28 protein-coding genes and 4 tRNA genes are annotated in these 25,067 nt (G+C 64.0%); 12 read left to right on the top strand and 20 right to left on the bottom strand.

Annotation, left to right across the window (positions count from 1 at the left end):
* The 6 genes from ACYZGB_RS21150 to ACYZGB_RS21125 form a co-directional block, all read right to left on the bottom strand.
* Positions 1–151: GTP-binding protein (locus tag ACYZGB_RS21150; protein ID WP_255577894.1), on the bottom strand; the 151-nt coding region annotated here is incomplete at its 3' end.
* Positions 152–225: 74 nt separating this feature from the next.
* Positions 226–300 (bottom strand) — tRNA-Thr (locus ACYZGB_RS21145).
* A gap of 62 nt (positions 301–362) precedes the next feature.
* Positions 363–436 (bottom strand) — tRNA-Gly (locus ACYZGB_RS21140).
* Between the two features lie 75 nt (positions 437–511).
* Positions 512–597 (bottom strand) — tRNA-Tyr (locus ACYZGB_RS21135).
* Between the two features lie 103 nt (positions 598–700).
* A tRNA-Arg gene (locus ACYZGB_RS21130) sits at positions 701–776 on the bottom strand.
* 118 nt (positions 777–894) lie between these two features.
* Positions 895–1,554 carry a TetR family transcriptional regulator gene (locus tag ACYZGB_RS21125; RefSeq protein WP_462390854.1) on the bottom strand — a complete coding sequence of 220 codons (660 nt, stop codon included), beginning with the start codon at positions 1,552–1,554 and terminating at the stop codon, positions 895–897.
* A 192-nt stretch (positions 1,555–1,746) separates the two neighbouring features.
* On the opposite strand from ACYZGB_RS21125, the gene ACYZGB_RS21120 reads away from it, so the two are divergent.
* The 4 genes from ACYZGB_RS21120 (at position 1,747) to ACYZGB_RS21105 (ending at position 8,341) form a co-directional block, all read left to right on the top strand.
* A complete protein-coding gene (locus ACYZGB_RS21120) occupies positions 1,747–3,021 on the top strand; it encodes an efflux RND transporter periplasmic adaptor subunit (RefSeq protein WP_462390853.1) in 1,275 nt (424 codons plus the stop codon).
* Between the two features lie 13 nt (positions 3,022–3,034).
* The gene (locus tag ACYZGB_RS21115) at positions 3,035–6,190 is read left to right on the top strand and encodes an efflux RND transporter permease subunit (RefSeq protein WP_462390852.1); all 3,156 of its coding nucleotides are present in this window, start codon (positions 3,035–3,037) and stop codon (positions 6,188–6,190) included.
* Positions 6,183–7,613, top strand: coding sequence for an efflux transporter outer membrane subunit (locus tag ACYZGB_RS21110; protein ID WP_462390851.1), 1,431 nt, complete (start codon positions 6,183–6,185; stop codon positions 7,611–7,613). Before ACYZGB_RS21115 ends, ACYZGB_RS21110 begins: the two co-directional genes overlap by 8 nt.
* A gap of 161 nt (positions 7,614–7,774) precedes the next feature.
* Positions 7,775–8,341: a c-type cytochrome gene (locus tag ACYZGB_RS21105; protein WP_462390850.1), complete on the top strand. Its 567-nt coding sequence runs from the start codon at positions 7,775–7,777 to the stop codon at positions 8,339–8,341.
* A gap of 238 nt (positions 8,342–8,579) precedes the next feature.
* Here ACYZGB_RS21105 and ACYZGB_RS21100 read toward each other — a convergent pair whose 3' ends face one another.
* From ACYZGB_RS21100 to ACYZGB_RS21090, 3 genes are all read right to left on the bottom strand, one after another.
* Entirely contained in the window at positions 8,580–9,110 is a 531-nt protein-coding gene (locus tag ACYZGB_RS21100; protein WP_462390849.1) for a DUF2946 family protein, read from the bottom strand.
* Positions 9,103–10,116, bottom strand: coding sequence for a YheT family hydrolase (locus ACYZGB_RS21095; RefSeq protein ID WP_462390847.1), 1,014 nt, complete (start codon positions 10,114–10,116; stop codon positions 9,103–9,105). Before ACYZGB_RS21095 ends, ACYZGB_RS21100 begins: the two co-directional genes overlap by 8 nt.
* Before the next feature lie 76 nt (positions 10,117–10,192).
* Positions 10,193–10,642, bottom strand: coding sequence for a YybH family protein (locus tag ACYZGB_RS21090; RefSeq protein WP_462390846.1), 450 nt, complete (start codon positions 10,640–10,642; stop codon positions 10,193–10,195).
* Between the two features lie 267 nt (positions 10,643–10,909).
* Between ACYZGB_RS21090 and ACYZGB_RS21085 the strand changes: the two genes are divergently transcribed.
* From ACYZGB_RS21085 to ACYZGB_RS21065, 5 genes are all read left to right on the top strand, one after another.
* Positions 10,910–11,521 (top strand): LemA family protein, encoded by a 612-nt coding sequence (locus ACYZGB_RS21085; protein ID WP_462390856.1) that lies wholly within the window; start codon positions 10,910–10,912, stop codon positions 11,519–11,521.
* 45 nt (positions 11,522–11,566) lie between these two features.
* Positions 11,567–12,490: a TPM domain-containing protein gene (locus ACYZGB_RS21080; RefSeq protein ID WP_462390844.1), complete on the top strand. Its 924-nt coding sequence runs from the start codon at positions 11,567–11,569 to the stop codon at positions 12,488–12,490.
* Positions 12,490–13,041 (top strand): TPM domain-containing protein, encoded by a 552-nt coding sequence (locus tag ACYZGB_RS21075; RefSeq protein WP_462390842.1) that lies wholly within the window; start codon positions 12,490–12,492, stop codon positions 13,039–13,041. Before ACYZGB_RS21080 ends, ACYZGB_RS21075 begins: the two co-directional genes overlap by 1 nt.
* A 381-nt stretch (positions 13,042–13,422) precedes the next feature.
* Entirely contained in the window at positions 13,423–13,710 is a 288-nt protein-coding gene (locus ACYZGB_RS21070; protein ID WP_462390840.1) for a DUF4148 domain-containing protein, read from the top strand.
* Positions 13,711–13,802: 92 nt separating this feature from the next.
* Positions 13,803–14,096: a DUF4148 domain-containing protein gene (locus ACYZGB_RS21065; protein WP_108617545.1), complete on the top strand. Its 294-nt coding sequence runs from the start codon at positions 13,803–13,805 to the stop codon at positions 14,094–14,096.
* Positions 14,097–14,403: 307 nt separating this feature from the next.
* Here the strand turns inward: ACYZGB_RS21065 and ACYZGB_RS21060 are convergent, their stop codons facing one another.
* The 9 genes from ACYZGB_RS21060 to ACYZGB_RS21020 form a co-directional block, all read right to left on the bottom strand.
* Positions 14,404–14,820, bottom strand: a complete 417-nt coding sequence (locus tag ACYZGB_RS21060) for a F0F1 ATP synthase subunit epsilon (protein WP_063460851.1) — start codon at positions 14,818–14,820, stop codon at positions 14,404–14,406.
* 75 nt (positions 14,821–14,895) lie between these two features.
* Positions 14,896–16,302 (bottom strand): F0F1 ATP synthase subunit beta, encoded by a 1,407-nt coding sequence (gene atpD / locus ACYZGB_RS21055; RefSeq protein ID WP_218387128.1) that lies wholly within the window; start codon positions 16,300–16,302, stop codon positions 14,896–14,898.
* A 33-nt stretch (positions 16,303–16,335) separates the two neighbouring features.
* Positions 16,336–17,202: a F0F1 ATP synthase subunit gamma gene (gene atpG, locus ACYZGB_RS21050; protein WP_462390839.1), complete on the bottom strand. Its 867-nt coding sequence runs from the start codon at positions 17,200–17,202 to the stop codon at positions 16,336–16,338.
* Between the two features lie 18 nt (positions 17,203–17,220).
* Positions 17,221–18,774: a F0F1 ATP synthase subunit alpha gene (atpA, locus tag ACYZGB_RS21045; protein ID WP_094285961.1), complete on the bottom strand. Its 1,554-nt coding sequence runs from the start codon at positions 18,772–18,774 to the stop codon at positions 17,221–17,223.
* A gap of 41 nt (positions 18,775–18,815) precedes the next feature.
* Positions 18,816–19,358 carry a F0F1 ATP synthase subunit delta gene (locus ACYZGB_RS21040; RefSeq protein WP_462390838.1) on the bottom strand — a complete coding sequence of 181 codons (543 nt, stop codon included), beginning with the start codon at positions 19,356–19,358 and terminating at the stop codon, positions 18,816–18,818.
* 10 nt (positions 19,359–19,368) lie between these two features.
* Positions 19,369–19,839, bottom strand: coding sequence for a F0F1 ATP synthase subunit B (locus tag ACYZGB_RS21035; protein ID WP_007847746.1), 471 nt, complete (start codon positions 19,837–19,839; stop codon positions 19,369–19,371).
* Between the two features lie 34 nt (positions 19,840–19,873).
* Positions 19,874–20,143, bottom strand: coding sequence for a F0F1 ATP synthase subunit C (gene atpE / locus ACYZGB_RS21030; protein WP_007847749.1), 270 nt, complete (start codon positions 20,141–20,143; stop codon positions 19,874–19,876).
* A 59-nt stretch (positions 20,144–20,202) separates the two neighbouring features.
* A complete protein-coding gene (gene atpB / locus ACYZGB_RS21025) occupies positions 20,203–21,081 on the bottom strand; it encodes a F0F1 ATP synthase subunit A (RefSeq protein WP_462390836.1) in 879 nt (292 codons plus the stop codon).
* 21 nt (positions 21,082–21,102) lie between these two features.
* A complete protein-coding gene (locus ACYZGB_RS21020; protein WP_462390835.1) occupies positions 21,103–21,576 on the bottom strand; it encodes an ATP synthase subunit I in 474 nt (157 codons plus the stop codon).
* Positions 21,577–21,864: 288 nt separating this feature from the next.
* On the opposite strand from ACYZGB_RS21020, the gene ACYZGB_RS21015 reads away from it, so the two are divergent.
* From ACYZGB_RS21015 to lipA, 3 genes are all read left to right on the top strand, one after another.
* Positions 21,865–22,182 (top strand): YbeD family protein, encoded by a 318-nt coding sequence (locus tag ACYZGB_RS21015; RefSeq protein WP_462390834.1) that lies wholly within the window; start codon positions 21,865–21,867, stop codon positions 22,180–22,182.
* Between the two features lie 88 nt (positions 22,183–22,270).
* Positions 22,271–22,912, top strand: a complete 642-nt coding sequence (gene lipB / locus ACYZGB_RS21010; RefSeq protein ID WP_462390855.1) for a lipoyl(octanoyl) transferase LipB — start codon at positions 22,271–22,273, stop codon at positions 22,910–22,912.
* Between the two features lie 15 nt (positions 22,913–22,927).
* Positions 22,928–23,908, top strand: coding sequence for a lipoyl synthase (lipA, locus tag ACYZGB_RS21005; protein WP_462390832.1), 981 nt, complete (start codon positions 22,928–22,930; stop codon positions 23,906–23,908).
* A gap of 70 nt (positions 23,909–23,978) precedes the next feature.
* On the opposite strand, the gene ACYZGB_RS21000 is transcribed toward lipA, so the two are convergent.
* Positions 23,979–24,494 (bottom strand): TolC family protein, encoded by a 516-nt coding sequence (locus ACYZGB_RS21000; protein ID WP_462390830.1) that lies wholly within the window; start codon positions 24,492–24,494, stop codon positions 23,979–23,981.
* A 22-nt stretch (positions 24,495–24,516) separates the two neighbouring features.
* Positions 24,517–24,891: a TolC family protein gene (locus tag ACYZGB_RS20995; RefSeq protein WP_462390828.1), complete on the bottom strand. Its 375-nt coding sequence runs from the start codon at positions 24,889–24,891 to the stop codon at positions 24,517–24,519.
* Positions 24,892–25,067 lie beyond the last annotated feature (176 nt).

The raw sequence follows: 25,067 nt of genomic DNA, 5'->3' as shown, positions 1-25,067 counted from the left end.
CGATCTGGTCGTAGGCCTTGGCTTCGCCGCCAAACTTGGCCGACAGCACGGTAGCGATCGCTGCCGTCAGGGTCGTCTTGCCATGGTCCACGTGGCCGATCGTGCCCACGTTGACGTGGGGCTTGGTACGCTCGAATTTTCCTTTTGCCATTTTTCCGACTCCGAAAAAAATCTATATCAACACAACAGGATCTCGGCGCAACCAGATCCGGACGCACCTGAAAGTGGTGCCCATGGCGGGAATCGGACCCGCGACCTCTCCCTTACCAAGGGAGTGCTCTACCACTGAGCCACATGGGCAACTTGATGCCGCTTGCGCGACCTCAAAATCTCTATCTCAACAAACCAGAACAAACAAGCAGTGGAGCGGGAGACGGGAATCGAACCCGCGTCATTAGCTTGGAAGGCTAGGGTTCTACCATTGAACTACTCCCGCATCGGCCATCGACCTTTGCGAACCCAACTCCGCACCGACGCGGAATCAAGCATCACTCTCAACACTACCACTCACTGGTGGAGGGGACTGGATTCGAACCAGTGTAGGCGTAAGCCAACAGATTTACAGTCTGCCCCCTTTAGCCACTCGGGCACCCCTCCGGAGAATTTCGAATTATAGCACCAGTTTTTTGCAGTCCAGAAAAATTCCAAGAATTTGCACATTCGCCCCACAAACAGCAGAGCACACAACGGCAAACATCACTGGCGCGGCTGGCGGGGATCGAACCCACGACCCTTGGCTTCGGAGGCCAATACTCTATCCACTGAGCTACAGCCGCTGGACTGAACCGGTACAGCCTTGGATTATCGCACGCAGCCGCCCCCAATTGGGAAACAACCCGCCACGACTCAACGCCACAGCCGCCACAACAACCCCAGCCAGCCACCACCCAACCACTATCCAGTCACACCAACCCCTGCAAGCTCTGCAGCAACTGGCAAGGTCAAGCCCAGCCCCACCAGGAACGCATCGGTCCCCACCCGCCCCACCCGCTCCAGATCAAACGCCCCGCCACCCAGTATCCAGTTGCGAATCAATCCATCGAACAAGGCATGCAATCCCACAGCGGCCTCCACGGGCGTCATCGGCAAAACTACGCGCTGCGCCTGGGCGGCCAACTCGAAGTCGCGCGCCAGCAGGCTAGTGAAACCGTCTGAGGCCGCGATGTGCCGATCACGCACACCAATCAGCTCCCCCACGTATTCGACCTTGTAGAGCGCAATCTCGAACACCCTGCGAGTTCGCTCATCCGACGCCACCCCATGCAGCACCAGCGCCAGGACCGCACGCAGCCGCTCCACAGGATCTGGACAAGTGCTCCCCTCCAGCGCTCCAAACCCTTGCTCCAGCGGCAGCGTCACTCGGTCCATCATGGCACCGAAGAGGTCCACCTTGTCCTTGAAATGCCAGTAAATGGCCCCCCGGGTCGCGCCTGCGGCCTGGGCAATGTCGCTCAGCGAGGCCCGCGCCACCCCTTTTTTGCAAAAAACCCTCTCAGCCGCATCAATCAGGCTGTTGCGTGTAGCAATCGCATCTTCTTTGGTTCGACGCGCCATAACTTGTGTCTCCTCTTTCGGGCACCCCACCCCACCAGCGGCATCGCCCCGACATCCGCTCGCCACAATTATACATTCATGTTTGTATGTATAATTGCACACTTGTTTTGTCGGGCTCTTGTTTTGGGTCGCCTATCGCAGGCAACCCATCCCCTACAACCCCATTTCTTGACGCCGATCAGAAGGACTCTCATGCCCAAACTGCGTGACACATCCGTCATCCCGCCCCTTTCCTCGGCTTACAGTCGAAAAACACTCACCTTTGTGGCGGCCAGTGCCGTTGCTGCGCTCCTGGTTGCCTGCGGCAAAACCGACAGCAAGGCGGCTGCGGGTGGGCCGCAAATGCCTCCGGTGGAGGTCGGCGTGGTCACCGCAACGCCCGGCGATGTCGGGCTGGTGACGGAGCTGCCCGGCCGCGTCGAGGCCTCGCGCGTGGCACAGGTCCGTGCCCGCGCGGCCGGCATCCTGCAGCAGCGCCTGTTCAAGGAAGGCAGCGACGTCAAGGCGGGCGAAGCCCTGTTCCGCATTGACCCGGCGCCCTACGCCGCAGCAGCAGAAAGCGTCCGCGCCAGCCTCGCCAAGGCCCAGGCCAACCTCGCCCAGGCCAGCGCGCAGGTCGAACGCTATCGCCCGCTGGTGAGCGCCAACGCCATCAGCAAGCAAGACTTCGTGAACGCCGAAGCTGCCGAAAAGCAGGCACAGGCCGACGTGGCAGCCGCCAAGGCAGCGGTGCGCACGGCCGACATCAACCTGGGCTATGCCAGCGTGACCTCGCCCATTGCCGGCCGCATTGGCCGGGCGCTGGTGACCGAAGGCGCCCTGGTCGGGCAGGGCGAGGCCACAGCCTTGGCTGTGGTGCAACAGATCGACCCGGTGTACGTGAACTTCACCCAATCGGCCAGCGATGTCTTCCAGCTGCGCCGCGCGATGGAAAGTGGCCAGTTCAAACGCGCCGGCAACACTGAGGCTGCCAGCGTCAAGCTGGTGCTCGGGGATGGAACGGAATACGCCCAGTCCGGCAAGCTGCTGTTCACCGACCTGTCGGTCGATGCCACCACCGGCCAGGTCACACTGCGCGCCGAAGTGCCCAACCCCAAGGGCGAGCTGCTGCCCGGCCTGTACCTGCGGGTGCGCATCGAGCAAGCACAAGCCAGCAACGCCATCACCCTGCCCCAGCAGGCGGTCACGCGCACGCAACAAGGCGACACGGTCAGCGTGGTGGGCGACGACGGCAAGGTGGCCGCGCGCACCATCAAGATCAGCGCCGCGCAAAACAACCGCTGGGTCGTTCTTGACGGCCTCAAGGCAGGCGAAAAGGTGATGGTCGATGGCTTCCAGAAGCTGCAGATGCTGCCGCCAGGCACGCCGGTAAAGCCCGTCCCATGGCAGGCACCTGGTGCGGCCGCAGCACCCGCTGCCTCGGCAGCGGCCCCCGCCTCCGCACCGGTCTCTGCCGCCAAGCCATAAGGGGCACCCCAGCATGGCCAAATTTTTTATCGACCGCCCCATCTTTGCATGGGTGATCGCCCTGTTCATCATGGTGATGGGCGGCGTGGCGATCACGCAGCTGCCGATCGCGCAGTACCCGCCGGTGGCGCCGCCCGCCATCGTCATCAACGCCGCCTACCCCGGCGCCTCCGCGCAGACGCTGGAGGACAGCGTGCTGTCCGTCATCGAACGCGAGATGAATGGCTCACCCGGCCTGATCTACATGGAGTCGGTGGCCCAGGCTGACGGCTCGGGCAGCATCACCCTGAGCTTCCAGCCCGGCACCAACGCCGACTTGGCGCAGGTGGATGTGCAGAACCGCCTGTCGCGCGCCACCCCACGCCTGCCTTCGGCGGTGACACAGCAGGGTGTGCGCGTGGACAAGTCGCGCTCCAACTTCCTGCTGTTCACCATGCTGTCGTCCACCAACCCGGCCACCGACACGGTAGCCCTGGGCGACTACGCCTCGCGCAACATCGCGCCCGAGCTGCAGCGGCTGCAGGGCATCGGCCAGGCGCAGCTTTTTGGCACCGAGCGCGCCATGCGCATCTGGATCGACCCGGCCAAGATGATGAGCTTCAACATCTCGGCCGCCGAGATCACAGCCGCTATCCGCGCCCAGAACGCTCAGGTGGCCAGCGGCACGATCGGCGACCTGCCCAACATTGCGGGCCAGGGGATTGCCGCCACCGTCGTGGTCAACGGCCAGCTCAGCAGCGTGGAGCAGTTCGGCAACATCGTGCTGCGCGCCAACACCGACGGCTCCACCGTGCGCATCAAGGATGTGGCGCGCGTGGAGCTGGGCGGCCAGGCCTATGCCACGGCCGCGCGCCTGAACGGCAAGCCTGCCGTGGGCATTGGCGTCCAGCTGTCACCCAGCGGCAATGCGCTCGAAGCCGCCAAGGCAGTGCGCGCCAAGATGGATGAACTCTCGCGCTACTTCCCCGAAGGCATGGGCTGGAGCATCCCCTATGACAGCTCGCGCTTTGTGGACATCTCCATCAAGCAGGTCGCGCAGACCCTGTTCGAGGCTGTGGCCCTCGTGTTTCTGGTGATGTTTTTGTTCCTGCAGAACTGGCGCTACACCATCATCCCCACCATCGTGGTGCCCATTGCCCTGCTGGGCACGTTCGCCACGTTGCTGGCGCTGGGCTTCTCGATCAACGTGCTGACCATGTTCGGCATGGTGCTGGTGATCGGCATCGTGGTGGACGACGCCATCGTGGTGGTGGAGAACGTCGAGCGCATCATGAGCGAGGAAGGCCTGTCTCCGCTGGAGGCCACACGCAAGGCCATGCGCCAGATCTCGGGCGCCATCATCGGCGTGACCGTGGTGCTGATCTCGGTGTTCGTGCCCCTGGCGTTCTTTGCGGGATCCACCGGCAACATCTACCGCCAGTTCTCGGCGGTGATGGTGGCCTCCATTGGTTTCTCGGCCTTCATGGCCCTGTCGCTCACGCCTGCGCTGTGCGCCACGCTGCTCAAGCCCGTGGAAGCCGGCCACCACCACGAAAAAACCGGCTTCTTCGGCTGGTTCAACCGGGGCTTTTCGCGCACCGCCAAGGGCTATGAAGGTTTTGTGGCCCGCATGCTCAAGCGTGCCGCGCGCTACCTCGTCATCTACGCCGCCATCGTGGGCGCCGTGGCCGTGGTCTACATGCGACTGCCCACCTCGTTCTTGCCGAGCGAAGACCAGGGCAACATCATCGTCAACGTGCAACTGCCACCAGGCGCCACGCAAGAGCGCACGCTGGCGGTGATGGAACAGGTCGAAGGCTTCATCCTCAAGCAGCCCGAAGTGCAAAGCATGGTGGGCGTGCTGGGCTTCAGCTTCTCAGGCCAGGGGCAGAACGCGGCACTGGCATTCGTCACCCTCAAGGACTGGAGCGAGCGCCATGGCCCCGGCCAATCGGCGCAGGACGTGGCCAACCGCGCCTTCGGGGGGCTGATGGGCATCCGCGATGCGTTCATCTTCCCGCTGAGCCCGCCACCCATCCCTGAGCTGGGCAACGCCAGCGGCTTCACCTTCCGCCTGCAAGACCGGGGCGGCGCCGGACACGCAGCCCTGGTGCAGGCGCGCAACCAGCTGCTGGGCATGGCCTCGCAAAGCAAGGTGCTCACGCAGGTGCGCCCGGACGGCCTGGAAGACGCTCCCCAGCTGCAGATCGACATCGACCGCGACAAGGCCAACGCCCTGGGCGTTCCGTTTGATGCCATCAACTCGGCGCTGTCCACCGCGCTGGGCTCCAGCTACGTGAACGACTTCCCGAACCAGGGACGCCTGCAGCGCGTGGTGGTGCAGGCCGATGCACCAGCCCGCATGCAGCCAGACGATCTGCTGAAGATCAATGCCGCCAACAGCCAGGGCAAGCCCGTGCCGCTGTCGGCATTTGCCACCACCCGCTGGGTGAACGGCGCACAGCAGACGGTGCGCTACAACGGCTATCCGGCCATGCGCATCTCGGGCGCGCCCGCGCGCGGGTTCAGCACCGGCGCTGCCATGGCCGAGATGGAAAAACTCGCAGGCCAGCTGCCCGCAGGCTTCGGCTTTGAATGGACCGGCCAGTCGCGGGAAGAAAAACTCGCAGGTGCCCAGTCGCTGATCCTCTACAGCTTCGCCATCCTGGCCGTGTTCCTGTGCCTGGCGGCGCTGTATGAAAGCTGGTCCATCCCGCTGGCGGTGATCCTGGTCGTGCCCCTGGGCGTGCTGGGCGTGCTGCTGGCCACGCTGATGCGGGGCTATGCCAACGACGTGTACTTTCAGGTGGGCCTCATCACCATCATTGGCCTGTCCGCGAAGAACGCCATCCTGATCATCGAATTTGCCAAGGACCTGCAGGCCCAGGGCAAGGGCGTGATCGAGTCGGCGCTGGCGGCCGCCCACCTGCGGTTCCGCCCCATCATCATGACCTCCATGGCCTTCGGGCTGGGCGTGCTGCCGTTGGCCATTGCCTCGGGCGCAGGCTCTGCCAGCCAGCGCGCCATCGGCACCGGAGTGCTGGGTGGCATGGTCACCGGTACGGTACTGGCCGTGTTTTTTGTGCCCGTGTTCTTCGTGGTGGTGCGCAGCCTGTTCAAGGGCAGCGCACGCCAGGCAGAAATGAGCCGCCGCCATGCAGAAGAAGCAGGAGTTGGAACCCATGATTGATCCCCGCAGCACCCCTCTCGCGCTCACGGCGGCAGCGGCTGCGCTGCTGCTCGCGGGCTGCTCGTTCATCCCCACCTATGAGCGTCCCGCCGCGCCGGTGCCAACCACCTATGCAATGGCACCCACCGTTGCAGCGGGCACCGCCCAAGGCCCTGCCGCCACGGCGCCCTGGCAGGACTACTTCGCCGATCCCCGGCTGCAGCAACTGATCGAGACCGCGCTGGCCAACAACCGCGACCTGCGTATGGCCATGCTCAACGTCGAGCAGGCGCGCGCCACCTACCAGGTGCGCCGCGCCGACCAGTACCCGGGCGTAGGCCTGGCCGCCAACGCCAGCCGCGCGCCCGCCTCGGGCAGCGGCGACCTGACCAACTCGTTCAGCGTCGGGCTGGCCATCTCGGCCTGGGAGATCGACTTCTTCGGCCGCCTCGCCAGCCTCAAGGAACAGGCCCTGGCCCAGTACCTCGCCACCGAAGAAGGCCGCAATGCCGCGCAGGTCAGCCTGGTGGCCGCCGTTGCCAATGGCTGGCTGACCCTGCTGGCCGATGAGGAGTTGCTGGACCTGTCGCGCCAAACCCTCGCCTCGCGCGAAGAATCGGTGCGTCTGACCAAGATGCGCCTGGATGCCGGCGTGGCGTCTGAGTTGGACTTCCGCCAGGCCGAATCCCTCACCCAGGCGGCCCGCGCCACCCTGGCGCAACAACAGCGCCAGCGCGCGCTCGACGAAAACGCGCTGGCCGTGCTGCTGGGCCAGGCCCTGCCCGGCGAGGTCGCGGTCAGCCTGGCGGGCAGCCGCCTGGCCAACGCCCCGGCCATGGCCCCGCTGCCTGCGGGCCTGCCGTCGGAACTGCTCACCCGCAGGCCGGACATCCGGCAGGCCGAGCAGCAACTGGTGGGCGCCAATGCCAACATTGGCGCTGCACGCGCGGCGTTTTTTCCGCGCATCTCGCTGACAGCCCAGGCGGGCACAGCCAGCGGCGAGCTGTCGGGGCTGTTCAAGAACGGCTCCTGGGGCTTCACGATCGCGCCGTCGCTGCTGTTGCCGATCTTTGATGCAGGCCGCAACCAGGCCAACCTGGAAAGCGCGCAGGCCAGCCGCAGCATTGCCGTCGCGCAGTACGAAAAAGCCATCCAGACCGCGTTCCGCGAGGTCTCGGACGCCCTTGCGGGGCAGGCCACGCTGGGCGAGCAAGCCCTGGCCCAGCAGCGGCAGGCCGAGGCCGAAAGCGCGCGCCTGCAGCTGGCCGACCTGCGCTACCGCAACGGCGTGTCCAGCTACCTGGATTTGCTGGACGCACAGCGCTCCCTGTTCACGGCCCAACAGGCCGTGGTGCAGGTGCGGCTGGCGCAGCTGCAAAACCAGGTGGCGCTGTACAAGGCCCTGGGCGGCGGCGCCCCGGCGCCCACGCAGCCCAGCTCCTGATGCGCTGAGGCATGGCCCCGCGTGCCGCCCGCGCCATGTGTGACGGGTTGTACGCGGGCGACAGCGGCCCCCTCGGGCCGGGCGCGCAGCCGAAGTTCCCGGGGGCGTAGATATAATTTAAGGTTGATTTCATCAAAGCCCCCCGATAACCAGAGGACGTCATGAGCGACAACCACCACGAAGAAGCGCACACCGGCCCCATCAAGACTCCCAAGCAGCTGCTGCTGGCGAGCTTTTTCTCGTTCGTGATCCCGATCTTTGCCATCATCGGCTTGGTCATTTACGTGACGTCCGCCGACAAGCCTGCCGCTGGCGCCGTCAACCCTGAGAAGGCCATCGCCGAGCGCATCCAGAAGGTGGGCATGGTGGAAGTGCGTGACGCCAACCGCCCCCTCAAGGGCGGCGAAGAAGTCTTCAAGGCCCAGTGCACGGCCTGCCACACGTCGGGCGCCGCCGGTGCCCCCAAGGTGGGTGACGCAGCGGCCTGGTCGGCCCGCATCAAGACCGGCTTCGAGGCTCTGGTCCAGTCTGCACTGAAGGGCAAGGGCGCGATGGCCCCCCAAGGTGGTGGCGACTTCAACGACACCGAAATCGCCCGCGCCGTGGCCTACATGGCCAACGCCAGTGGTGGCAAGTTCGACGAACCTGCTGCTCCAGCGGCAGAAGGCGCGCCCGCCGCTGCAGGTGGTGATGCCGCCGCAGCGGCCGCTCCCGCCGCTTCGCGCTGATTCAGCCGCCCCTCCCGGTCCTCGCTCTGCCACCTGTGGGGTGGCGAGCAGCCCCACCAGGAGTTGTGTGCAGCCCCCGGCCGACTGTCAGCTACTCACAGAGCAGCGGTCTGCGGAGGCGCCCCACAGATTGGGGCAGCTGGCGCCCTCACCCATCAAAAAGCCGACGCATGCGTCGGCTTTTTTGTGGGCGCGGCCCACGGCCCAACCCAGACGTTCACGGGGCCTCGCGCGCCTCCTACCGCCCCGCAATCCGCGCCTGCGGGTTGGGCACATAACGGTACCGGGCCGGGAGATCGCTGGCATTCACCTCCTGCAGCGGCCAGCGGCCAGACTCCACCGCCTCGGCGGCCAAGGCCACATCCATACTGTGCACCAGGCCCACACCCAGGGCCGTGGCCAGGTACAGCCGCCCTTGCGCGTCCACCAGGGCATCGGCCGCTTCTGCAGCCTGGCCCGTGTGGGACAGCAGGGTGAAGTCAGGCTGAACGCGCCAGATCCAGGGCGTGGCCTCCAGCTCCACATACACGCGCTGGGGGCCGTTCTGGAAGAACCACTGCCCCTGCGCGTCGGCCTCGTAGTTGCGGGCGATGAAGGCGATGAGCTTGTCGTGCTCCAGCAACTCCCCCTTGCTCTGCGGGAAGGGGCCCGCCGCCTGCGTGGTGTCGTCGCGCAGGTACCAGCGGCCGCGCGCGTCCAGCCCCAGCCAGCCATAGCAGTCCGGCACGTTGGGCCATTTGGCCAGGGCCTGTTTGACGATGTCATCCATGGGCCGATTGTCCTCCCGGGTGGCCCCCTGCCCCGGCCTGCTCGGCCAGCCAGCCGCCCACGGCCTCGGGCATGGCGCGCACATGGCCGGGCGGGCGCCCGCGCGGGAAGCCCACATGCCCGCCGTGCGCCGGTTGCCAGAGCGTGACGCAGCGGCCCACCTCGTGCGCCCCGGGCAGGCTCGCGGCGGGCACAAACGGGTCGTTGCGGGCGTTGACAACCAGTGCAGGGATGCGGATCTGGTGCAGCAGCGGCTTGGCCGACGCGCGCAGCCAGTAGTCCTCGGTGTTGCGGTAGCCATGCACCGGGGCGGTGAATACGTTGTCAAACGCGTACAGGTCCCGCGCGGCCAGCAGCGCCTGGCGATCGAACAACCCCGGGTGCTGCGCCAGTTTCTGCAACGCCTTGGGCACCAGGGTGCGCATGAACATGCGGGTGTAGACCTGCCGGTTGAAGCCGCGCCCGATCGCATGCCCCCCGGCCGCCAGGTCGATGGGCGAACACACGGCGGCCACGGCATCGGCGCTGCGCGCGGCGTCAGTGCCCACTTCGGCAGCCCAGCGCAGCAGTGCATTGCCGCCCAGCGACACCCCGGCGGCCATCAGCGGCCCGGTGTGTGCATCCCGCAGCCGCTGCAGCATCCAGCCGATCTCGGCATGGTCGCCCGAGTGGTAGGCGCGCGGCGCGCGGTTGATCTCACCACTGCAGCCCCGGAAGTGCGGCAACGCACAGGCCCAGCCACGCTGGCGCGCCAGGTCGGCAAAGGCCTCGCTGTAATGGCTGCGCGAGGAGCCCTCCAGGCCATGGAACACCACCAGCAGCGGGCGTGGCACGCGGGCGTCGATGCCGTCCTGCAAAAAGTCTACGTCCACAAAATCGCCGTCGGGCGTGTCCCAGCGCTCGCGGCGGTACTCGGGGCGGGGGCCCAGTGCCCGGCGCGCGTACAGCGCGGGCCAGATCGTTTGAAGCTGCCCACCGGGCAGCCATCGAGGCGCTACATATTTCATAGCTATCAGGTCAATACCATCGCGCGCAGAAGCACAAAAAATCTCAGATTTTCTCCGGCCTGTGGGTTGCAGCCTGTCAGTGCAGCACGGGCCGCTGGGCCGCCACCACCTGCGCGTCGGGCGCCACGCCGGGGCTGGCGTGGTGGGCCACCATGCGCCAGCCTTCGGGGGTCTTGTGGTACACGTTGGTGGCCAGCACCACGGCCTGGTGCAGGCCATCGGGCAGCATCACCTCCACCTGTTCGGCCACGCTGTGCACGGCACTCGACAGCGCCACCACCCGGTGCACCTGCACCGGCCGCGCGCGCACCGTGCCATTGGAGAACATGGACTCGAACGCCGCACGGATGGCGCCCGCCCCCAGCAGGCGCGGCCCGCCGGGGTGCACGCAGACGATGTCGTCCTCGTCGGCCCAACACGACATCAGCAGATCGATATCGCCGCGCTGCAAGGCTTCGTAGAACGCAGATTCGGTTTCATCCGACGAGCCACCGAGGGTGACAGCTTTGGAGCGGGCGCGGGGCATGGTCGTTCAGCGGCGATGGGTGGGGTGGAACAGGCAGACGGGGCCAGAGCGGCAGCTCCGGCCAGGCGGCTATTGTGCGTTCAGCGTGCCGCTGCTCCACCAAGCCAGCGGCAAAAGCCGGGGTCTTTGGCGGGCCACTGGCCCCATGGCGCCACCCCGCGTGGCCCAGCGGGCCCCCACCACCTCGCCGCCCGGGCGGGTTTCTGGCACATTCGCCTTACTGTTCTTTTTTCTCCTTTTTCTCTTTTTGGCGGACACCCCATGATGATGCTGCAACGCCTTCTTGCCCTGTGTACCCTGCTGCTGGCCACGCTGGCCCTGGGCGGCTGCGGCTACAACGACTTTCAGCGCCTAGACGAACAGACCAAGGCCGCCTGGAGCGAGGTGCTCAACCAGTACCAGCGGCGCGCCGACCTGGTGCCCAACATCGTCGCCACCGTCAAGGGCGAGGCGAATTTTGAGCAGGAAACCCTGACCCGCGTGGTCGAGGCCCGCGCCAAGGCCACGGCGATCCAGGTCACGTCCGAAACCCTGAACAACCCCGAGGCGTTCAACAAGTTCCAGCAGGCCCAGGGCGAGCTGTCGGGCGCGCTGTCGCGCCTCATGGCGGTGTCCGAGCGCTACCCCACCCTGCAGGCCAACCAGGGCTTTCGCGACCTGCGCGTGACACTGGAGGGCACGGAGAACCGCATCACCGTGGCCCGCAACCGCTACATCCAGGCGGTGCAGGACTACAACGTGCTCGCGCGCAGCTTCCCCACCAACCTCACGGCCATGGCGTTCAGCTATGCGCCCAAACCCAGCTTCACCGTGGCCAACGAGACGCAGATCAGCGTGCCCCCCACCGTGGACTTTGGCGCGTCCAAAGCCAAGCCTTGATGCTCTCTGGCTGCGCCCTGTTCACAGCAGAAATCTGAAGAAAATATGCCTCTTGCGCGCATTGGACGGGCGCTAATAGCTATATTATTTATGGCATTAACACCCTTCTGGGCGCTGGCCCAGGGCACGCTACAAACCATCCCGCCCCTCACCGGCCACGTCATCGACCAGACCGGCACCCTGAGCGCGGCAGACACCCAGGCCCTTGAATCCCAGCTGGCCGCACTGGAACAGACGCGGGGCGCACAGGTGGTGGTGCTGATGGTGGCCAGCACGGCACCCGAAGACATTGCCGCCTATGCCAACCGCGTGGGCAACCAGTGGAAGATCGGCCGCCGGGGCGTGGGCGACGGTGTGCTGGTGCTGGTGGCCAAGAACGACCGCAAGATGCGCATCGAAGTGGCCAAGGCGCTGGAAGGCGCCATCCCCGACATCGCTGCCGCGCGCATCATCGACGGCGCGATGAAGCCGCGTTTTCAGCAAAACGACTACGCGGGCGGTCTGAGCGCGGCGGCCACACAGCTCGCCGCGCGCATCGGCGCTGAAGCCCTGCCACCGCCCGAGGTCGAGGTCGAGCGCACGCCCCAGGGCATCAACGCCCACAGCTTTTTTGACTGGACCGATTTCGCCATCTTCCTGTTCTTTGGCGTGATGGTGGCCGGCCCCCTGGCCCGCAGCATTTTTGGCAGTGCGCTGGGCGGACTGCTGCTGGGCGGCGGGGTGGGGGTGCTGGCGTTTGTGTTCACCTCCAGCCTGCTGCTGTCCATCGGAGCTGGCGTGATTGCGCTGCTCTACACCTGGATCTTCGGGGGCAGCAGCGCCCCCGTGGCGCTGGGCCAAGGCAGTGGCTCGTCCGGGAGCTGGGGGCACGGCAGCCGTGGTGGCAACTACAGCAGCAGTGACAGCGGAGGATTCAGCTCCGGCGGCGGTGGCGACTTTGGTGGCGGCGGCGCCTCGGGAGACTGGTGATGGGGAGCTGCAACGACAACAAACCTTTTTTTGGCACACTGCGCGCCCTGCGGCGCCTGCTGCAACACCGCTGGACCGAAGCCGCCTCCCGCCGCGCCCTGTCACCTCAAGTATTGCACCGCGTGGGCGCACAGGTCAGTGCCAGCGAACTGCAGCACACGGGCCAGATCCGGATCGTGGCCGAGGCCAGCTTGCCCTGGAGCTACCTGCGCCGCCAGGCCAGCCCGCGCGAGCGCGCCATCATGCTGTTCAGCAAATACCGGGTGTGGGACACCGAGCACAACAACGGCGTGCTGATCTATCTGCTGATGCCCGAACATGCCATCGAAATTGTGGCCGACCGGGGCTTGGCGCAGTATGTTCCGCCGCCGGAGTGGCAAGGGCTGGTGCAGCAGATGTCCGCCCGTTTCCAGCAATTGCAGTACGAAGAAGGCCTGATTCAGGCCATTGACGCCGTCTCGCAACGCCTGGCCCGGCATTTTCCCCGCTCGGGCGGTGCCGCCCAGGTCAACGAACTTCCGGACATACCCGTGGGGCCGTCGAGGGCTTAGCACCTGGTGCCCACCGGCCAGCCCTTCGGCCGGTTGCTCGCACTCTCGGGGGGCAGTGCGCTCCACCAGAAGACCCAGTCCCGCCGATTCGCGGGCTCGCTGTTCAGCGTTCTGAATTTGCCCCAGGGTTTCTCCTTACCAGGCCAGGAATTTTCGCCACCGGGGTCCATCGCCAACCTTTGTTCGCCCGCAACGAGCGGGCATTGTTTCCAATACTAGAACAGTTAGTTCGCGACTAGATGGTTTTTCTCTGAACATCATCGGCGTACAGTTCAACCCATCGATGAGCCGAACCCGCAAGGCGACTCACCGAACCCGGTTCAGGATTGGTTTTTGACCCGGTTTTTTTGAGACGCTTTTTTAACTTCAAGGATTTTCATCATGAACAACACCGCACGTTTCCTCTCCATCGCCGCTGTCGCTGCTTTCGCCTCTTTTGGTGCCCACGCTGACGAAGCCGATGCTTCGCAGTTCGCTACCAAGTTCGAAACCAACCGCACCCGCGCCGAAGTGGCCGCCGAAGCCGTCACCGTGGCCCAGACCCGCAGCATCGAGCCCGCCGGTTCGCGTGTGGTGACCTACAAGAGCACCGCCGACCGCGCTGCTGTGCGTGCCCAGGCTGCTGACGCCGTGCGCACCGGCCAGATTTCTTACGGTGAGCGTGGTTGATTCTTCAGCACCTGATTCGCTGAATCCACCGCCCTTTCTGTTTCGTATTGCCCAGTACATCCCTCTTTTTTGAATTTCACCGGAGTTTCACCATGAACAAGACCGCTCGCATCATCTCCATCGCCGCTGTGGCTGCTTTCTCTGCCTTCGGCGCCCACGCTGACGAAGCCGATGGCTCGCAGTTCGCTCTGAAGTTCGACACGAACCGCACCCGCGCTGAAGTGGCTGCTGAAGCCGCCACGGTGGCCCAGACCCGCAGCATCGAACCCGCTGGTTCGCGTGTGGTGACCTACAAGTCCACGGCCGACCGTGCTGCTGTGCGTGCCCTGGCTGCTGAAGCCCTGCGCACCGGCCAGATCCCTTCGGGCGAATTCAGCGCCATGTAATTCCAACCGGCCTGTGCAGGCCGGTCGCGAAGTGCAAACGCCATAAAAAGGCCGGAGTCCCTTGCGGGGCTCCGGCCTTTTTTGCTTTGGCATGTTTTACGCAGGTTTGCGTGCCGTTGAAGGCGGCAGACAGGTCCCATCAACCGAAGTCGAAACAACACGCGGATGCAGTGGCTCCCTTCGCGCGCACCGCGCGGGGCCCAGCCCCCTTCCGGTGAAGCCCGCGCCACGGTTTCTATCCGCCACGCAGGCATAAAAAAACCCGGCCAAGCCGGGTTTTTTGCTCCAAGCACAGTGGGTGGCTGGATTACTTCTTCTGGCGGAACTTGCGCAGCGCCGCAATCTGGGCCGCCATCACGGCGAGTTCGGATTGGGCCTTGGCCAGGTCCAGCTCGCTCTTGGCGTTCTTGAGTGCTTCTTCGGCCGATGCCTTGGCCGCGTTGGCCTTCTCATCGTCCAGGTCCTTGCCGCGGATGGCGGTGTCGGACAGCACAGTCACGCAGTTGGGCTGCACTTCCAGAATGCCACCGGCCACGAAAACAAACTCTTCGTCACCGTTGGCCATCTCGATGCGCACCGAGCCGGGCTTGATGCGCGTGATCAGCGGGGTGTGGCGGGGATAGATACCCAGCTCACCAGCCTCGCCAGGCAACGCGACGAAACGTGCTTCACCGGAGAAGATGGACTCTTCGGCACTGACCACATCAACGTGGATGGTGTTCATCATTGCTCCTAGGAAAAGAGGGGTTGCTTGATTGCAGAGGGCTGAGCCGCTGTGGGCCGCTCAGCCGCCGGGCAATCAGGCCACCTTCTTGGCCTTTTCGAAGGCTTCGTCGATGGTACCGACCATGTAGAACGCCTGCTCGGGCAGGTGATCGCACTCGCCGTTCACGATCATCTTGAAACCACGGATGGTTTCAGACAGCGGAACGTACTTGCCTGGCGAACCCGTGAACACTTCGGCCACGTGGAACGGCTGCGACAGGAAACGCTGGATCTTGCGAGCGCGGGCCACGGCCAGCTTGTCTTCAGGAGCCAGTTCGTCCATGCCCAGAATGGCGATGATGTCGCGCAGTTCCTTGTAGCGCTGCAGCGTGCCTTGCACGGCGCGGGCCGTGGCGTAGTGGTCTTCGCCCACGACGTTCGGGTCCAGCTGACGGCTGGTGGAGTCCAGAGGATCCACGGCAGGGTAGATACCCAGCGAAGCGATGTCACGCGACAGCACCACGGTGGAGTCCAAGTGGGCAAAGGTCGTGGCAGGCGAGGGGTCGGTCAAGTCATCGGCTGGCACGTAAACGGCCTGGATGGAGGTGATCGAACCGACCTTGGTCGAGGTGATACGCTCTTGCAGGCGGCCCATTTCTTCGGCCAGCGTAGGCTGGTAGCCCACGGCGGAAGGCATACGGCCCAGCAGAGCGGACACTTCGGTACCGGCCAGCGTGTAGCGATAGATGTTGTCCACGAAGAACAGCACGTCACGGCCTTCGTCACGGAAGGACTCGGCGATGGTCAGGCCGGTCAGCGCCACGCGCAGACGGTTGCCTGGGGGCTCGTTCATCTGGCCGTACACCATGGCGACCTTGGACTCTTCGAGCTTCTCCAGGTTCACCACGCCGGAATCGGCCATTTCATGGTAGAAGTCGTTCCCTTCGCGGGTACGCTCGCCCACACCAGCGAACACCGACAGACCCGAGTGGGCCTTGGCGATGTTGTTGATGAGTTCCATCATGTTCACGGTCTTGCCCACACCGGCGCCACCGAACAGACCCACCTTGCCGCCCTTGGCGAACGGGCACACCAGGTCAATCACCTTGATGCCGGTTTCCAGCAGCTCTTGCGAAGGCGACAGTTCGTCGTACGCAGGGGCCTTGCGGTGGATGGAAGCCGTCAGTTCCTGGCTCACCGGACCACGTTCGTCGATGGGGTTGCCCAGCACGTCCATGATGCGGCCCAGGGTGGCCTTGCCCACGGGGACGGTAATGGCGTTGGCCGTGTTGGTGACCATCAGGCCACGACGCAGGCCGTCCGACGAGCCGAGGGCAATGGTACGTACCACGCCGTCGCCCAGTTGCTGCTGCACTTCCAGCGTCAGGGCCGAGCCCTCGAGCTTGAGGGCGTCATACACCTTGGGCATCTGGTCGCGCGGGAACTCAACGTCCACCACAGCGCCGATACATTGAACAATCTTGCCTTGCACTTGAGCCATTTTTCGCTCCAATTTAGATGTTGGTTGAGCTGCTTACACAGCAGCGGCGCCAGCCACGATTTCCGAAAGTTCTTTCGTGATCGCTGCCTGGCGCGTCTTGTTGTAGACCAGCTTCAACTCGCCAATGACGCTGCCGGCGTTGTCGGTGGCGGCCTTCATGGCCACCATGCGTGCCGACTGCTCGGACGCCATGTTTTCCGCAACGGCCTGGTAGATCAGGGATTCGACGTAGCGGACCAGCAGATCGTCGATCACGGTCTGGGCATCGGGTTCGTAGATGTAGTCCCAGCCATGTTCGGTCTTCTCGGCCTGCATCTGCTCGGACGACAAGGGGAGCAACCGCTCCACCACCGACTCCTGGCGCATGGTGTTGATGAACTTGGTGTAGCTCAGGTACACCGCGTTGATCTTGCCTTCCGCGTACGCGTCGAGCAGCACCTTCACGGGGCCGATCAGCTTGTCCAGATGGGGCGTGTCGCCCAGGCCCGTCACATGCGAAACCACCTTGGCACCGACGCGGTTCAGGAAACCCAGGCCCTTGTTGCCAATGGCCACGGCCTCCGTCGAAACACCGGCGCCTTGCAACTCACGCAGCTTGGTCGTCACGGCACGCAACACGTTGGTGTTCATGCCGCCGCACAGGCCCTTGTCCGTCGTCACCACGATCACGCCCGCCGCCTTGGCATCGTTCACCTTCATGAACGGGTGCACGTATTCGGGGTTGGCGTGGCCGAGGTTGGCTGCAATGTTGCGGATCTTCTCGCTGTAGGGACGGGCAGCCCGCATCCGGTCCTGCGCCTTGCGCATTTTGGATGCAGCCACCATCTCCATGGCTTTGGTGATCTTCTTGGTGTTCTCCACCGATTTGATCTTGCCGCGTATTTCCTTGCCTGCTGCCATGATGGCTCCTCGTCCGGTTTAAGCGAACGACTTCTTGAACGCGCCGATGGCAGCGGTCAATTCGGCTTCTGCGTCCTTGTCCATGGCCTTGGCCTGTTCCAGCTTGGCCAGCAGTGCGGCGTGGCTGGTCTTCAGGAACTGGTGCAGGCCGTGTTCGAAGTCGAGAACCTTCTTGACGTCGATGTCGTCCATGAAGCCCTTGTTCACAGCGAACAGCGTCGCGCCCATCAGCGAGATGGACAGGGGGCTGTACTGTGCCTGCTTGAGCAGTTCGGTCACGCGGGCACCGCGATCCAGCTGCTTGCGGGTGGCTTCGTCCAGGTCGGAAGCGAACTGCGCAAAAGCAGCCAGTTCACGGTACTGGGCCAGGTCGGTACGGATACCGCCGGACAGGTTCTTCACCAGCTTGGTCTGGGCAGCACCACCGACGCGCGACACCGAGATACCGGCGTTGATGGCGGGGCGGATACCGGCGTTGAACAGGCTGGTTTCCAGGAAGATCTGGCCGTCGGTGATCGAGATCACGTTGGTAGGCACGAAAGCGGACACGTCGCCAGCTTGCGTTTCGATGATGGGCAGTGCGGTCAGCGAACCGGTCTTGCCCTTGACTTCACCCTTGGTGAAGGCTTCGACGTAGTCGGCGTTCACGCGGGCTGCGCGTTCGAGCAGGCGGCTGTGGAGATAGAACACGTCGCCAGGGTAGGCTTCGCGGCCTGGTGGGCGGCGCAGCAGCAGCGACACTTGACGGTAAGCCACGGCCTGCTTGGACAGGTCGTCATAAACGATCAGGGCGTCCTGGCCACGATCGCGGAAGTATTCGCCCATCGTGCAACCGGAGTAGGCCGACACGTACTGCATTGCCGCCGATTCGGAAGCCGATGCGGCCACCACGATCGTGTATTCCATGGCGCCGGCTTGTTCCAGTGCGCGCACCACGTTCTTGATCGACGAAGCCTTCTGGCCGATGGCGACGTAGATACAGGTCACGCCCTGGCCCTTCTGGGCGATGATGGCGTCGATGGCGACGGCCGTCTTGCCGGTCTGGCGGTCACCGATGATCAGCTCGCGCTGGCCACGGCCCACGGGCACCATGGAGTCGATGGACTTCAGGCCGGTCTGCAGGGGTTGGTCCACCGATTTACGGGCGATCACGCCCGGAGCGACCTTTTCGATCACGTCGGTGAGCTTGGCGTTGATGGGACCCTTGCCGTCGATAGGCTGGCCCAGGGCGTTCACCACGCGGCCGACCAGTTCGGGGCCCACGGGCACTTCCAGAATGCGGCCCGTGCACTTGACGGTGTCGCCTTCGGAGATGTGCTCGTACTCGCCCAGAATCACGGCGCCGACGGAGTCGCGCTCCAGGTTCAGGGCCAGACCGAAGGAGGGCTGACCGTCCTTGGTGGCGGGGAACTCAAGCATTTCACCGGCCATCACGTCCGACAGGCCGTGAACGCGCACGATACCGTCGGACACGGACACCACGGTACCCTGGTTGCGGATATCGCTGCTGGCGGCCAGACCTTCGATGCGGCTCTTGATGAGTTCAGAAATTTCTGCGGGATTGAGTTGCATGACTCTTTCCTTCTTTCTTTGGTTCGCTGTCCTCGCCGCGCTTACGCGGTGAGGGCCGCTTTCATTTGTTCAAGACGGGCCTTGACCGAAGTGTCCAGCACCTCGTCACCCACCACTACGCGAATGCCACCGATCAGGGACGGATCCAGCTGAGCAGTGAGGTTGAGCTTGCGGCCAAAGCGCTTTTCGAGCGCAGTGCCGACATCGGCCAGTGCGGCAGCGTCCATCGGAAAGGCGCTGTGCACCACAGCATCCGAAGAGCCGCTGCGGCCATTCACGAGGGCACGAAACTGTGCAGCGACTTCCGGCAGCGCGGCGAGGCGCCCGTTGTCGATGACAGTGCGCAGGAAGTTCTTGGCCGTGTCAGGCAAAGCCGAACGCGCAACACCCGTGAAGACGGCAAACACCTGGTCTGCCGTCACCTTGGGGTTGTCCGCCAGCTGGCGCAACTGGGGGTTGGCGGCAATGGCCGCCAGTTCATCGACCCAGTCAGCAGTGCTGGCCAGGTCCATGCCCGCACCCGCAGTAGCGGCCTTGAACAGGGCTTCGGCGTAAGGGCGGGCAATGGTGGCGAGTTCAGCCATGTGTGTCCCCTTACAGCTCGGTCTTCAGGCGGTTGAGCAGGTCGGCGTGAACGCCGGCATTGACTTCCTTGCGGAGAATCTGCTCTGCACCCTTGACGGCCAGCGCAGCGACCTGCTCACGCAGGGCTTCGCGGGCTTGCACCGTTTGCTGTTCGGCTTCGGCACGGGCGGAAGCAACGATCTTGTTGCCTTCTTCCGTGGCGCGTGCCTTGGCTTCTTCGATGATGGCCTGGGCACGTCGGTCGGCGTCCGCAAGACGCGAGGCCGTTTCGTTGCGTGCCTGTGACAGTTCCTTCTCGACGCGCTGATTGGCAGCGGTCAGTTCGGACTTGGCACGGTCGGCAGCAGCGAGGCCTTCGGCGATTTTCTGGGCTCGTTCATCCAACGCCTTCGCGATCGGGGGCCACACGAATTTCATCGTGAACCACACCAGGATCAGGAAGACGATGGCCTGAATGAACAGGGTCGCGTTGATACTCACGGCAACACCTTTCTAGAGTGGCGTTGAACGGGAATTACTTGGGCAGGTTGGCCAAGAACGTGGAAGCGAAGGGGTTGGCGAAGGCGAACAGCAGAGCGATAGCAACACCGATCAGGAACGCAGCGTCGATCAGACCGGCCAAGATGAACATCTTGGTTTGCAGTTCGTTGATCAGCTCAGGCTGACGTGCCGACGACTCGAGGAACTTGCCACCCATCAGTGCGATACCGATGGAAGCGCCGATAGCGCCCAGACCAACGATCAGACCACAAGCCAGAGCGACGAGACCGAGAATGTTTTCCATGATGACTCCTGAGTTAAAAAAGAAAAGTTGAAAAGGAAAGAGAAACGAAAGGGAACCGTTTAGTGCGCGTTGTGCGCCTGACCGAGGTAGATCAGCGCAAGCATCATGAAGATGAACGCTTGCAGCGAGATCACCAGAATGTGGAACAGCGTCCAGATGGTGCCAGCGATGACGTGGCCCACAGGCAGCAGCACACCCGACAGCGACAGTGCAGCTGCACCACCCATCAGGGCGATCAGCATGAACACCAGTTCACCGGCGTACATGTTGCCGAACAACCGCATGCCATGCGATACGGTGTTGGCCACATATTCAATGATCTGCATGAGCAGATTCACCACGCCCAGAATCAGGGCGAAGATGGGATTTTTGCTGGTGCCGAACGGAGCCGACACGAGTTCGTGCGCCCAGCCGCCAGCGCCCTTGATCTTGACGCTGTACCAGAAGCGCAGGATCAGCACGGCAAACGCCAGGCCCAGGGTGGTCGAAAGGTCGGCCGTGGGCACAACACGCAGGTAGGCGTGGTGCGGATCATGGCCCGCAGCACCGTAGATCTTGGCCCAGATGGCAGGCAACAAGTCCACGGGCAGCATGTCCATGAAGTTCATCAGGAAAATCCAGACGAACACCGTGAGACCCAGGGGGGCGATGAACTTGCGGCTTTCGGCGTTGTGGATGTTGGCCTTGGCCTGGTTGTCCACCATCTCAACCAGCATCTCCACGGCGGCCTGGAAGCGGCCGGGCACGCCGGAGGTTGCCTTGCGGGCAGCGGACCACAGAATCAAAAGAGTGAGGGCACCCAGAACCAGACCCACGATGATCGAGTCATAGTTGATGACGGTGAAATCAACAATCTTGGTCTGGTTGACGTTCTGAAGATGCTGCAGGTGGTGAACGATGTATTCACTTGCAGTCGGAGCGTGCGCTTCTGCGGCCATCGGACAACTCTCTTGTAACTATCAATCGGTTTTTCGGACACCAGACCGCACCAACAGTGCCGCCCAGTACGTTTTCATTGTGATCACCATGCCAACCAGCAAGGCCATCCAGCTCAAGTCCGGCACCAGCCGGGGTGCCGCTGCAAGCAGCGCCACCGTCAACACGATCTTGGCGATTTCCCAACCAAAGAACCCCAGCATGGCTGCACGCGGATCGGACGACGCCTTGCGGCGAAACACCCCCCGTGCAAACAAGCCCGCCGGAACCACCACCGCCACGGCGCCGTAGGCTGCAGACCAGCCCACCGACGCCCGACCTGTCAGAACCCAGGCCACCAGGGCCACCAGCGCTCCAACCAGTGCCTGACCCGCCACCACCTTCCACACCGAGATGGGAGGATTGCGACTGCGCCACTGCTCCGCCTCTTGGGCCGTCAGGGGCTTGAAGTCAGATTCTTCAGCCTCAGCTTCAGTCTCAGGAGCGATTGTTTTCATTGTTGAATGACGCCCGCGTTACAGACTGCAACTTTCACAAAGCCTCTAATTATAAGTAAAAACCCATGGCAGTCGGCAAAAACCCGCAAACCGGGTGCGCGACCGGCGCGCAAGCATGCTCCGTTGTGGTGACAGGCCAACGACTTTGACGAGACAAAACGGCCCGCACTGCACCGGATTGGCGCACACAAAAGCCACCTGCAGTGCCTGGGCACCAGGCCACTGACGCACAATGGCACAGCGCTGCCAGCTATTGAAACCGAAGCAAAGACCCAAGGGCTTTTCACCATGACACCCACGCCCCCTCCACCCACCAGTGGCATTGCCGAACAGGCCAGCGACCCACGCAAAGACTCGCTCATCGAGTACCCCTCCCGGTTCCCCATCAAGGTCATGGGCGCCAAAGTGGATGGCTTTGTGCATGCGGTCACCGAGCTGGCCCGCCAGTTCGACCCCACCTTCGACGCCAGCACCATTGAACTGCGCGATAGCCGCGCGGGCAATTACCTGGGAGTAACCATCACCATCACCGCGACCAGCCGGGAACAGCTCGACAACCTGTACCGCGCACTGTCCTCGCACCCGCTGGTCAAGGTCGTCCTGTAGGCCCGTGTCCACAGCCACGCCACAGAAGCCGGTGCCTATCCCCCCCCAGATCCTTGGCAGGGTGGACTACGCCAACACCGTGCAGGCCATGCAGGACTACACGGCCACACGCACGCCTGACACCCCCGACGCCCTGTGGCTGTGCGAGCATGCGCCGCTCTACACACAGGGGCTGGCCGGCAAGAGCGACCATGTCCTGGCACCCGGCAGCATTCCCGTGGTGGCGACCAACCGGGGCGGGCAAGTCACCTTCCACGGCCCGGGCCAGGTGGTCGCCTACCCGCTTATCGATCTGCAGCGCGCTGGCTACTTCGTCAAAGAATATGTCTACCGCGTGGAAGAGGCCGTGATCCGCACGCTCGCGCATTTTGGTGTCACGGGCCACCGCGTGGGCGGCGCACCCGGCATCTATGTGCGCCTAAACGATCCCCACAGCCACGCCATGCTGCCCCAGCGTCCACAAAAGCGCGCCGGCGCCGAAGCCCCTCCGGCTCCCGACTTCGACGGCCTGGGCAAGATTGCTGCTCTGGGCATCAAGGTCAGCCGACATTGCACCTATCACGGCGTGGCACTCAATGTGGCCATGGACCTGGAACCCTACTCGCGCATCAACCCTTGCGGTTACGCAGGTTTGCAAACAGTGGACCTTTCTACAATCGGGGTCCACACCACCTGGGAAGAAGCCGCGCAGGTGCTGGGCCAGCAGCTCAGCATCCGGTTGGCGCCCTGAACTCTGCCTACAGCCATGAGCACCCCTGAAGTCGTCCGCGAAGCGCAATCCACCGAAGCCTACAACCCGCTGGCCAAGCAAAAGGCGGCCGCCAAGCTGTCGCGCATTCCGATCAAGGTGGAACAGGCCGAAGTGCTCAAGAAGCCCGACTGGATTCGCGTGAAGGCAGGCAGCCCCACCACGCGCTTCTACGAGATCAAGGAGATCCTGCGCGAGCACAAGCTGCACACGGTGTGCGAAGAAGCCTCCTGCCCCAACATCGGAGAGTGTTTCGGCAAGGGCACGGCCACCTTCATGATCATGGGCGACAAGTGCACGCGCCGCTGCCCGTTCTGCGACGTGGGCCATGGCCGCCCCGACCCGCTCGACAAGGACGAGCCCCTGAACCTGGCCAAGACCATCGCCGCGCTCAAGCTCAAGTACGTGGTGATCACCAGCGTGGACCGCGACGACCTGCGCGACGGCGGCAGCGGCCACTTTGTGGAATGCATCCAGAACATCCGCGAGCTGTCTCCCGCCACGCAGATCGAGATCCTGGTGCCCGACTTCCGCGGCCGCGATGACCGCGCGCTTGAGATCCTCAAGGCTGCGCCCCCGGACGTGATGAACCACAACCTGGAAACCGCACCCCGCCTGTACAAGGAAGCGCGCCCCGGCTCGGACTACCAGTTCAGCCTGAACCTGCTGAAAAAGTTCAAGGCCCTGCACCCCAACGTGCCCACCAAGAGCGGCATCATGGTGGGCCTGGGCGAGACGGACGAAGAGATCCTGCAGGTGATGCGCGACATGCGCGAACACAACATCGACATGCTGACCATCGGCCAGTACCTGTCTCCCAGCAACAGCCACCTGCCCGTGCGCCGCTACGTGCACCCCGACACGTTCAAGATGTTCGAGGAAGAAGCCTACAAGATGGGTTTCAGCCACGCTGCCGTGGGCGCCATGGTGCGCAGCAGCTACCACGCAGACCAACAGGCGCGCGCGGCCGGGGTCTGATACCCCACGGCCACCACGTCACTCACCGGGGCACGACCTGCGTCAGCCCCGGGAATGAACCACCTCTCCGTTAGCGGTTCGCCGCAGGTTTGGCAGCGCCCGCAGGGGTGCCAGGCGTGGCGGCGGCGGGCGGCGGCAAGACGGTACGTGGCCGGGCGGGCGTGTCTGCCACCGCCTTGGCCTTGTCCACCACGATCGCCACCGGAGCCTCCGCAGGGCACAGCTCTGCAGGATCGATGCCGCTGCGCTGCTGCCCGGCATCTGAGGGCGAAGGCATGTCGGCGCGGGTGACGTTGAGCGCCGGGAGCAGTTGCCCCATGGCGCTCAAGGTGCGCGCCTGGGCTACCACCTGGTCATAGCGCGCATTGACGTACGACCGGCTGGCCTGGAAGGCTTCGTTCTGGGTATCGAGCAGGTCCAGCAATGTGCGCTGCCCCAGATCAAACTGCTGGCGGTAAGCCTCCCGGGCTTTTTCGGTAGAGAGCCGGTGCTGGTCCAGGTATGTCATCTGTTCAATCAAACGCCGCACATCATTGAACGCAATTACCGTGGTCTGGCGCACATCCCGGCAGGCTTTTTCCTTCAATTCGCGGGCCTGAAACTTGTTTTCAACCGCCTGCTGCTCCCGTGCCTTGTCCGCGCCCCCCCCGGTAGAAGTTGTAGGTCAGCACCAGCTCGACCGTGCTGTCGCGTGAACGCCCCTGCTCCCCGATCAGATTGCGATCCCAGGACTGGCGGGCCCGGAAATCGACCCGGGGCACAAACCCCGCTTTTTGCGATGCAATGCCCGCCTCGCTGGCAAGCATGTTCTCGATAGCGGCGTTGATGGTCGGGCTGTTGTTCAGCGCGAAACTGACCACATCCTCCGTCTTGGGCGGCAGAGTGGTGAACTTGAAGCCCTCAGGCAAAGGCGCCAGGGTGCCGGGCGGCAACTCCCCGATCAACCGCTGGTACCGGGCGCTGACGTCGTGCAGGTTGGACATTTCCGTCAGCAGGTTGGACTCCGCCAAAGCCAGACGGCCCGTCGCCTGCTCCGGGCCTGTCCGAGTTTCCGTGTGTGAGGCTCATTGAACCTTCACCGATTTCGTGAAGCTGATTGAGGATCTTACGTGCTCGATTTGGTGAACCGGTCTTCGTAGAGGATCGCGAATTGGTTCAT

The organism is Acidovorax sp. Q11, assembly GCF_054950075.1.
This window is presented reverse-complemented; position numbering and strand designations above follow the sequence as displayed.

What these genes read in the sequence shown, in the direction of transcription:
- ACYZGB_RS21125 (WP_462390854.1), bottom strand. Translation starts at nt 1,554, where the DNA reads ATGGCGCGTCGAACCAAAGAAGATGCGATTGCTACACGCAACAGCCTG.
- ACYZGB_RS21075 (WP_462390842.1), top strand. Translation starts at nt 12,490, where the DNA reads ATGGGGAGCTGCAACGACAACAAACCTTTTTTTGGCACACTGCGCGCC.
- atpD (WP_218387128.1), bottom strand. Translation starts at nt 16,302, where the DNA reads ATGGCTCAAGTGCAAGGCAAGATTGTTCAATGTATCGGCGCTGTGGTG.
- ACYZGB_RS20995 (WP_462390828.1), bottom strand. Translation starts at nt 24,891, where the DNA reads ATGTCCAACCTGCACGACGTCAGCGCCCGGTACCAGCGGTTGATCGGG.
- atpB (WP_462390836.1), bottom strand. Translation starts at nt 21,081, where the DNA reads ATGGCCGCAGAAGCGCACGCTCCGACTGCAAGTGAATACATCGTTCAC.
- ACYZGB_RS21110 (WP_462390851.1), top strand. Translation starts at nt 6,183, where the DNA reads ATGATTGATCCCCGCAGCACCCCTCTCGCGCTCACGGCGGCAGCGGCT.
- ACYZGB_RS21120 (WP_462390853.1), top strand. Translation starts at nt 1,747, where the DNA reads ATGCCCAAACTGCGTGACACATCCGTCATCCCGCCCCTTTCCTCGGCT.
- ACYZGB_RS21070 (WP_462390840.1), top strand. Translation starts at nt 13,423, where the DNA reads ATGAACAACACCGCACGTTTCCTCTCCATCGCCGCTGTCGCTGCTTTC.
- ACYZGB_RS21100 (WP_462390849.1), bottom strand. Translation starts at nt 9,110, where the DNA reads ATGGATGACATCGTCAAACAGGCCCTGGCCAAATGGCCCAACGTGCCG.
- ACYZGB_RS21060 (WP_063460851.1), bottom strand. Translation starts at nt 14,820, where the DNA reads ATGAACACCATCCACGTTGATGTGGTCAGTGCCGAAGAGTCCATCTTC.
- ACYZGB_RS21085 (WP_462390856.1), top strand. Translation starts at nt 10,910, where the DNA reads ATGCTGCAACGCCTTCTTGCCCTGTGTACCCTGCTGCTGGCCACGCTG.
- atpA (WP_094285961.1), bottom strand. Translation starts at nt 18,774, where the DNA reads ATGCAACTCAATCCCGCAGAAATTTCTGAACTCATCAAGAGCCGCATC.
- ACYZGB_RS21015 (WP_462390834.1), top strand. Translation starts at nt 21,865, where the DNA reads ATGACACCCACGCCCCCTCCACCCACCAGTGGCATTGCCGAACAGGCC.
- ACYZGB_RS21115 (WP_462390852.1), top strand. Translation starts at nt 3,035, where the DNA reads ATGGCCAAATTTTTTATCGACCGCCCCATCTTTGCATGGGTGATCGCC.
- ACYZGB_RS21095 (WP_462390847.1), bottom strand. Translation starts at nt 10,116, where the DNA reads ATGAAATATGTAGCGCCTCGATGGCTGCCCGGTGGGCAGCTTCAAACG.
- ACYZGB_RS21065 (WP_108617545.1), top strand. Translation starts at nt 13,803, where the DNA reads ATGAACAAGACCGCTCGCATCATCTCCATCGCCGCTGTGGCTGCTTTC.
- ACYZGB_RS21020 (WP_462390835.1), bottom strand. Translation starts at nt 21,576, where the DNA reads ATGAAAACAATCGCTCCTGAGACTGAAGCTGAGGCTGAAGAATCTGAC.
- lipB (WP_462390855.1), top strand. Translation starts at nt 22,271, where the DNA reads ATGCAGGACTACACGGCCACACGCACGCCTGACACCCCCGACGCCCTG.
- atpE (WP_007847749.1), bottom strand. Translation starts at nt 20,143, where the DNA reads ATGGAAAACATTCTCGGTCTCGTCGCTCTGGCTTGTGGTCTGATCGTT.
- ACYZGB_RS21040 (WP_462390838.1), bottom strand. Translation starts at nt 19,358, where the DNA reads ATGGCTGAACTCGCCACCATTGCCCGCCCTTACGCCGAAGCCCTGTTC.
- ACYZGB_RS21105 (WP_462390850.1), top strand. Translation starts at nt 7,775, where the DNA reads ATGAGCGACAACCACCACGAAGAAGCGCACACCGGCCCCATCAAGACT.
- atpG (WP_462390839.1), bottom strand. Translation starts at nt 17,202, where the DNA reads ATGGCAGCAGGCAAGGAAATACGCGGCAAGATCAAATCGGTGGAGAAC.
- lipA (WP_462390832.1), top strand. Translation starts at nt 22,928, where the DNA reads ATGAGCACCCCTGAAGTCGTCCGCGAAGCGCAATCCACCGAAGCCTAC.
- ACYZGB_RS21090 (WP_462390846.1), bottom strand. Translation starts at nt 10,642, where the DNA reads ATGCCCCGCGCCCGCTCCAAAGCTGTCACCCTCGGTGGCTCGTCGGAT.
- ACYZGB_RS21080 (WP_462390844.1), top strand. Translation starts at nt 11,567, where the DNA reads ATGCCTCTTGCGCGCATTGGACGGGCGCTAATAGCTATATTATTTATG.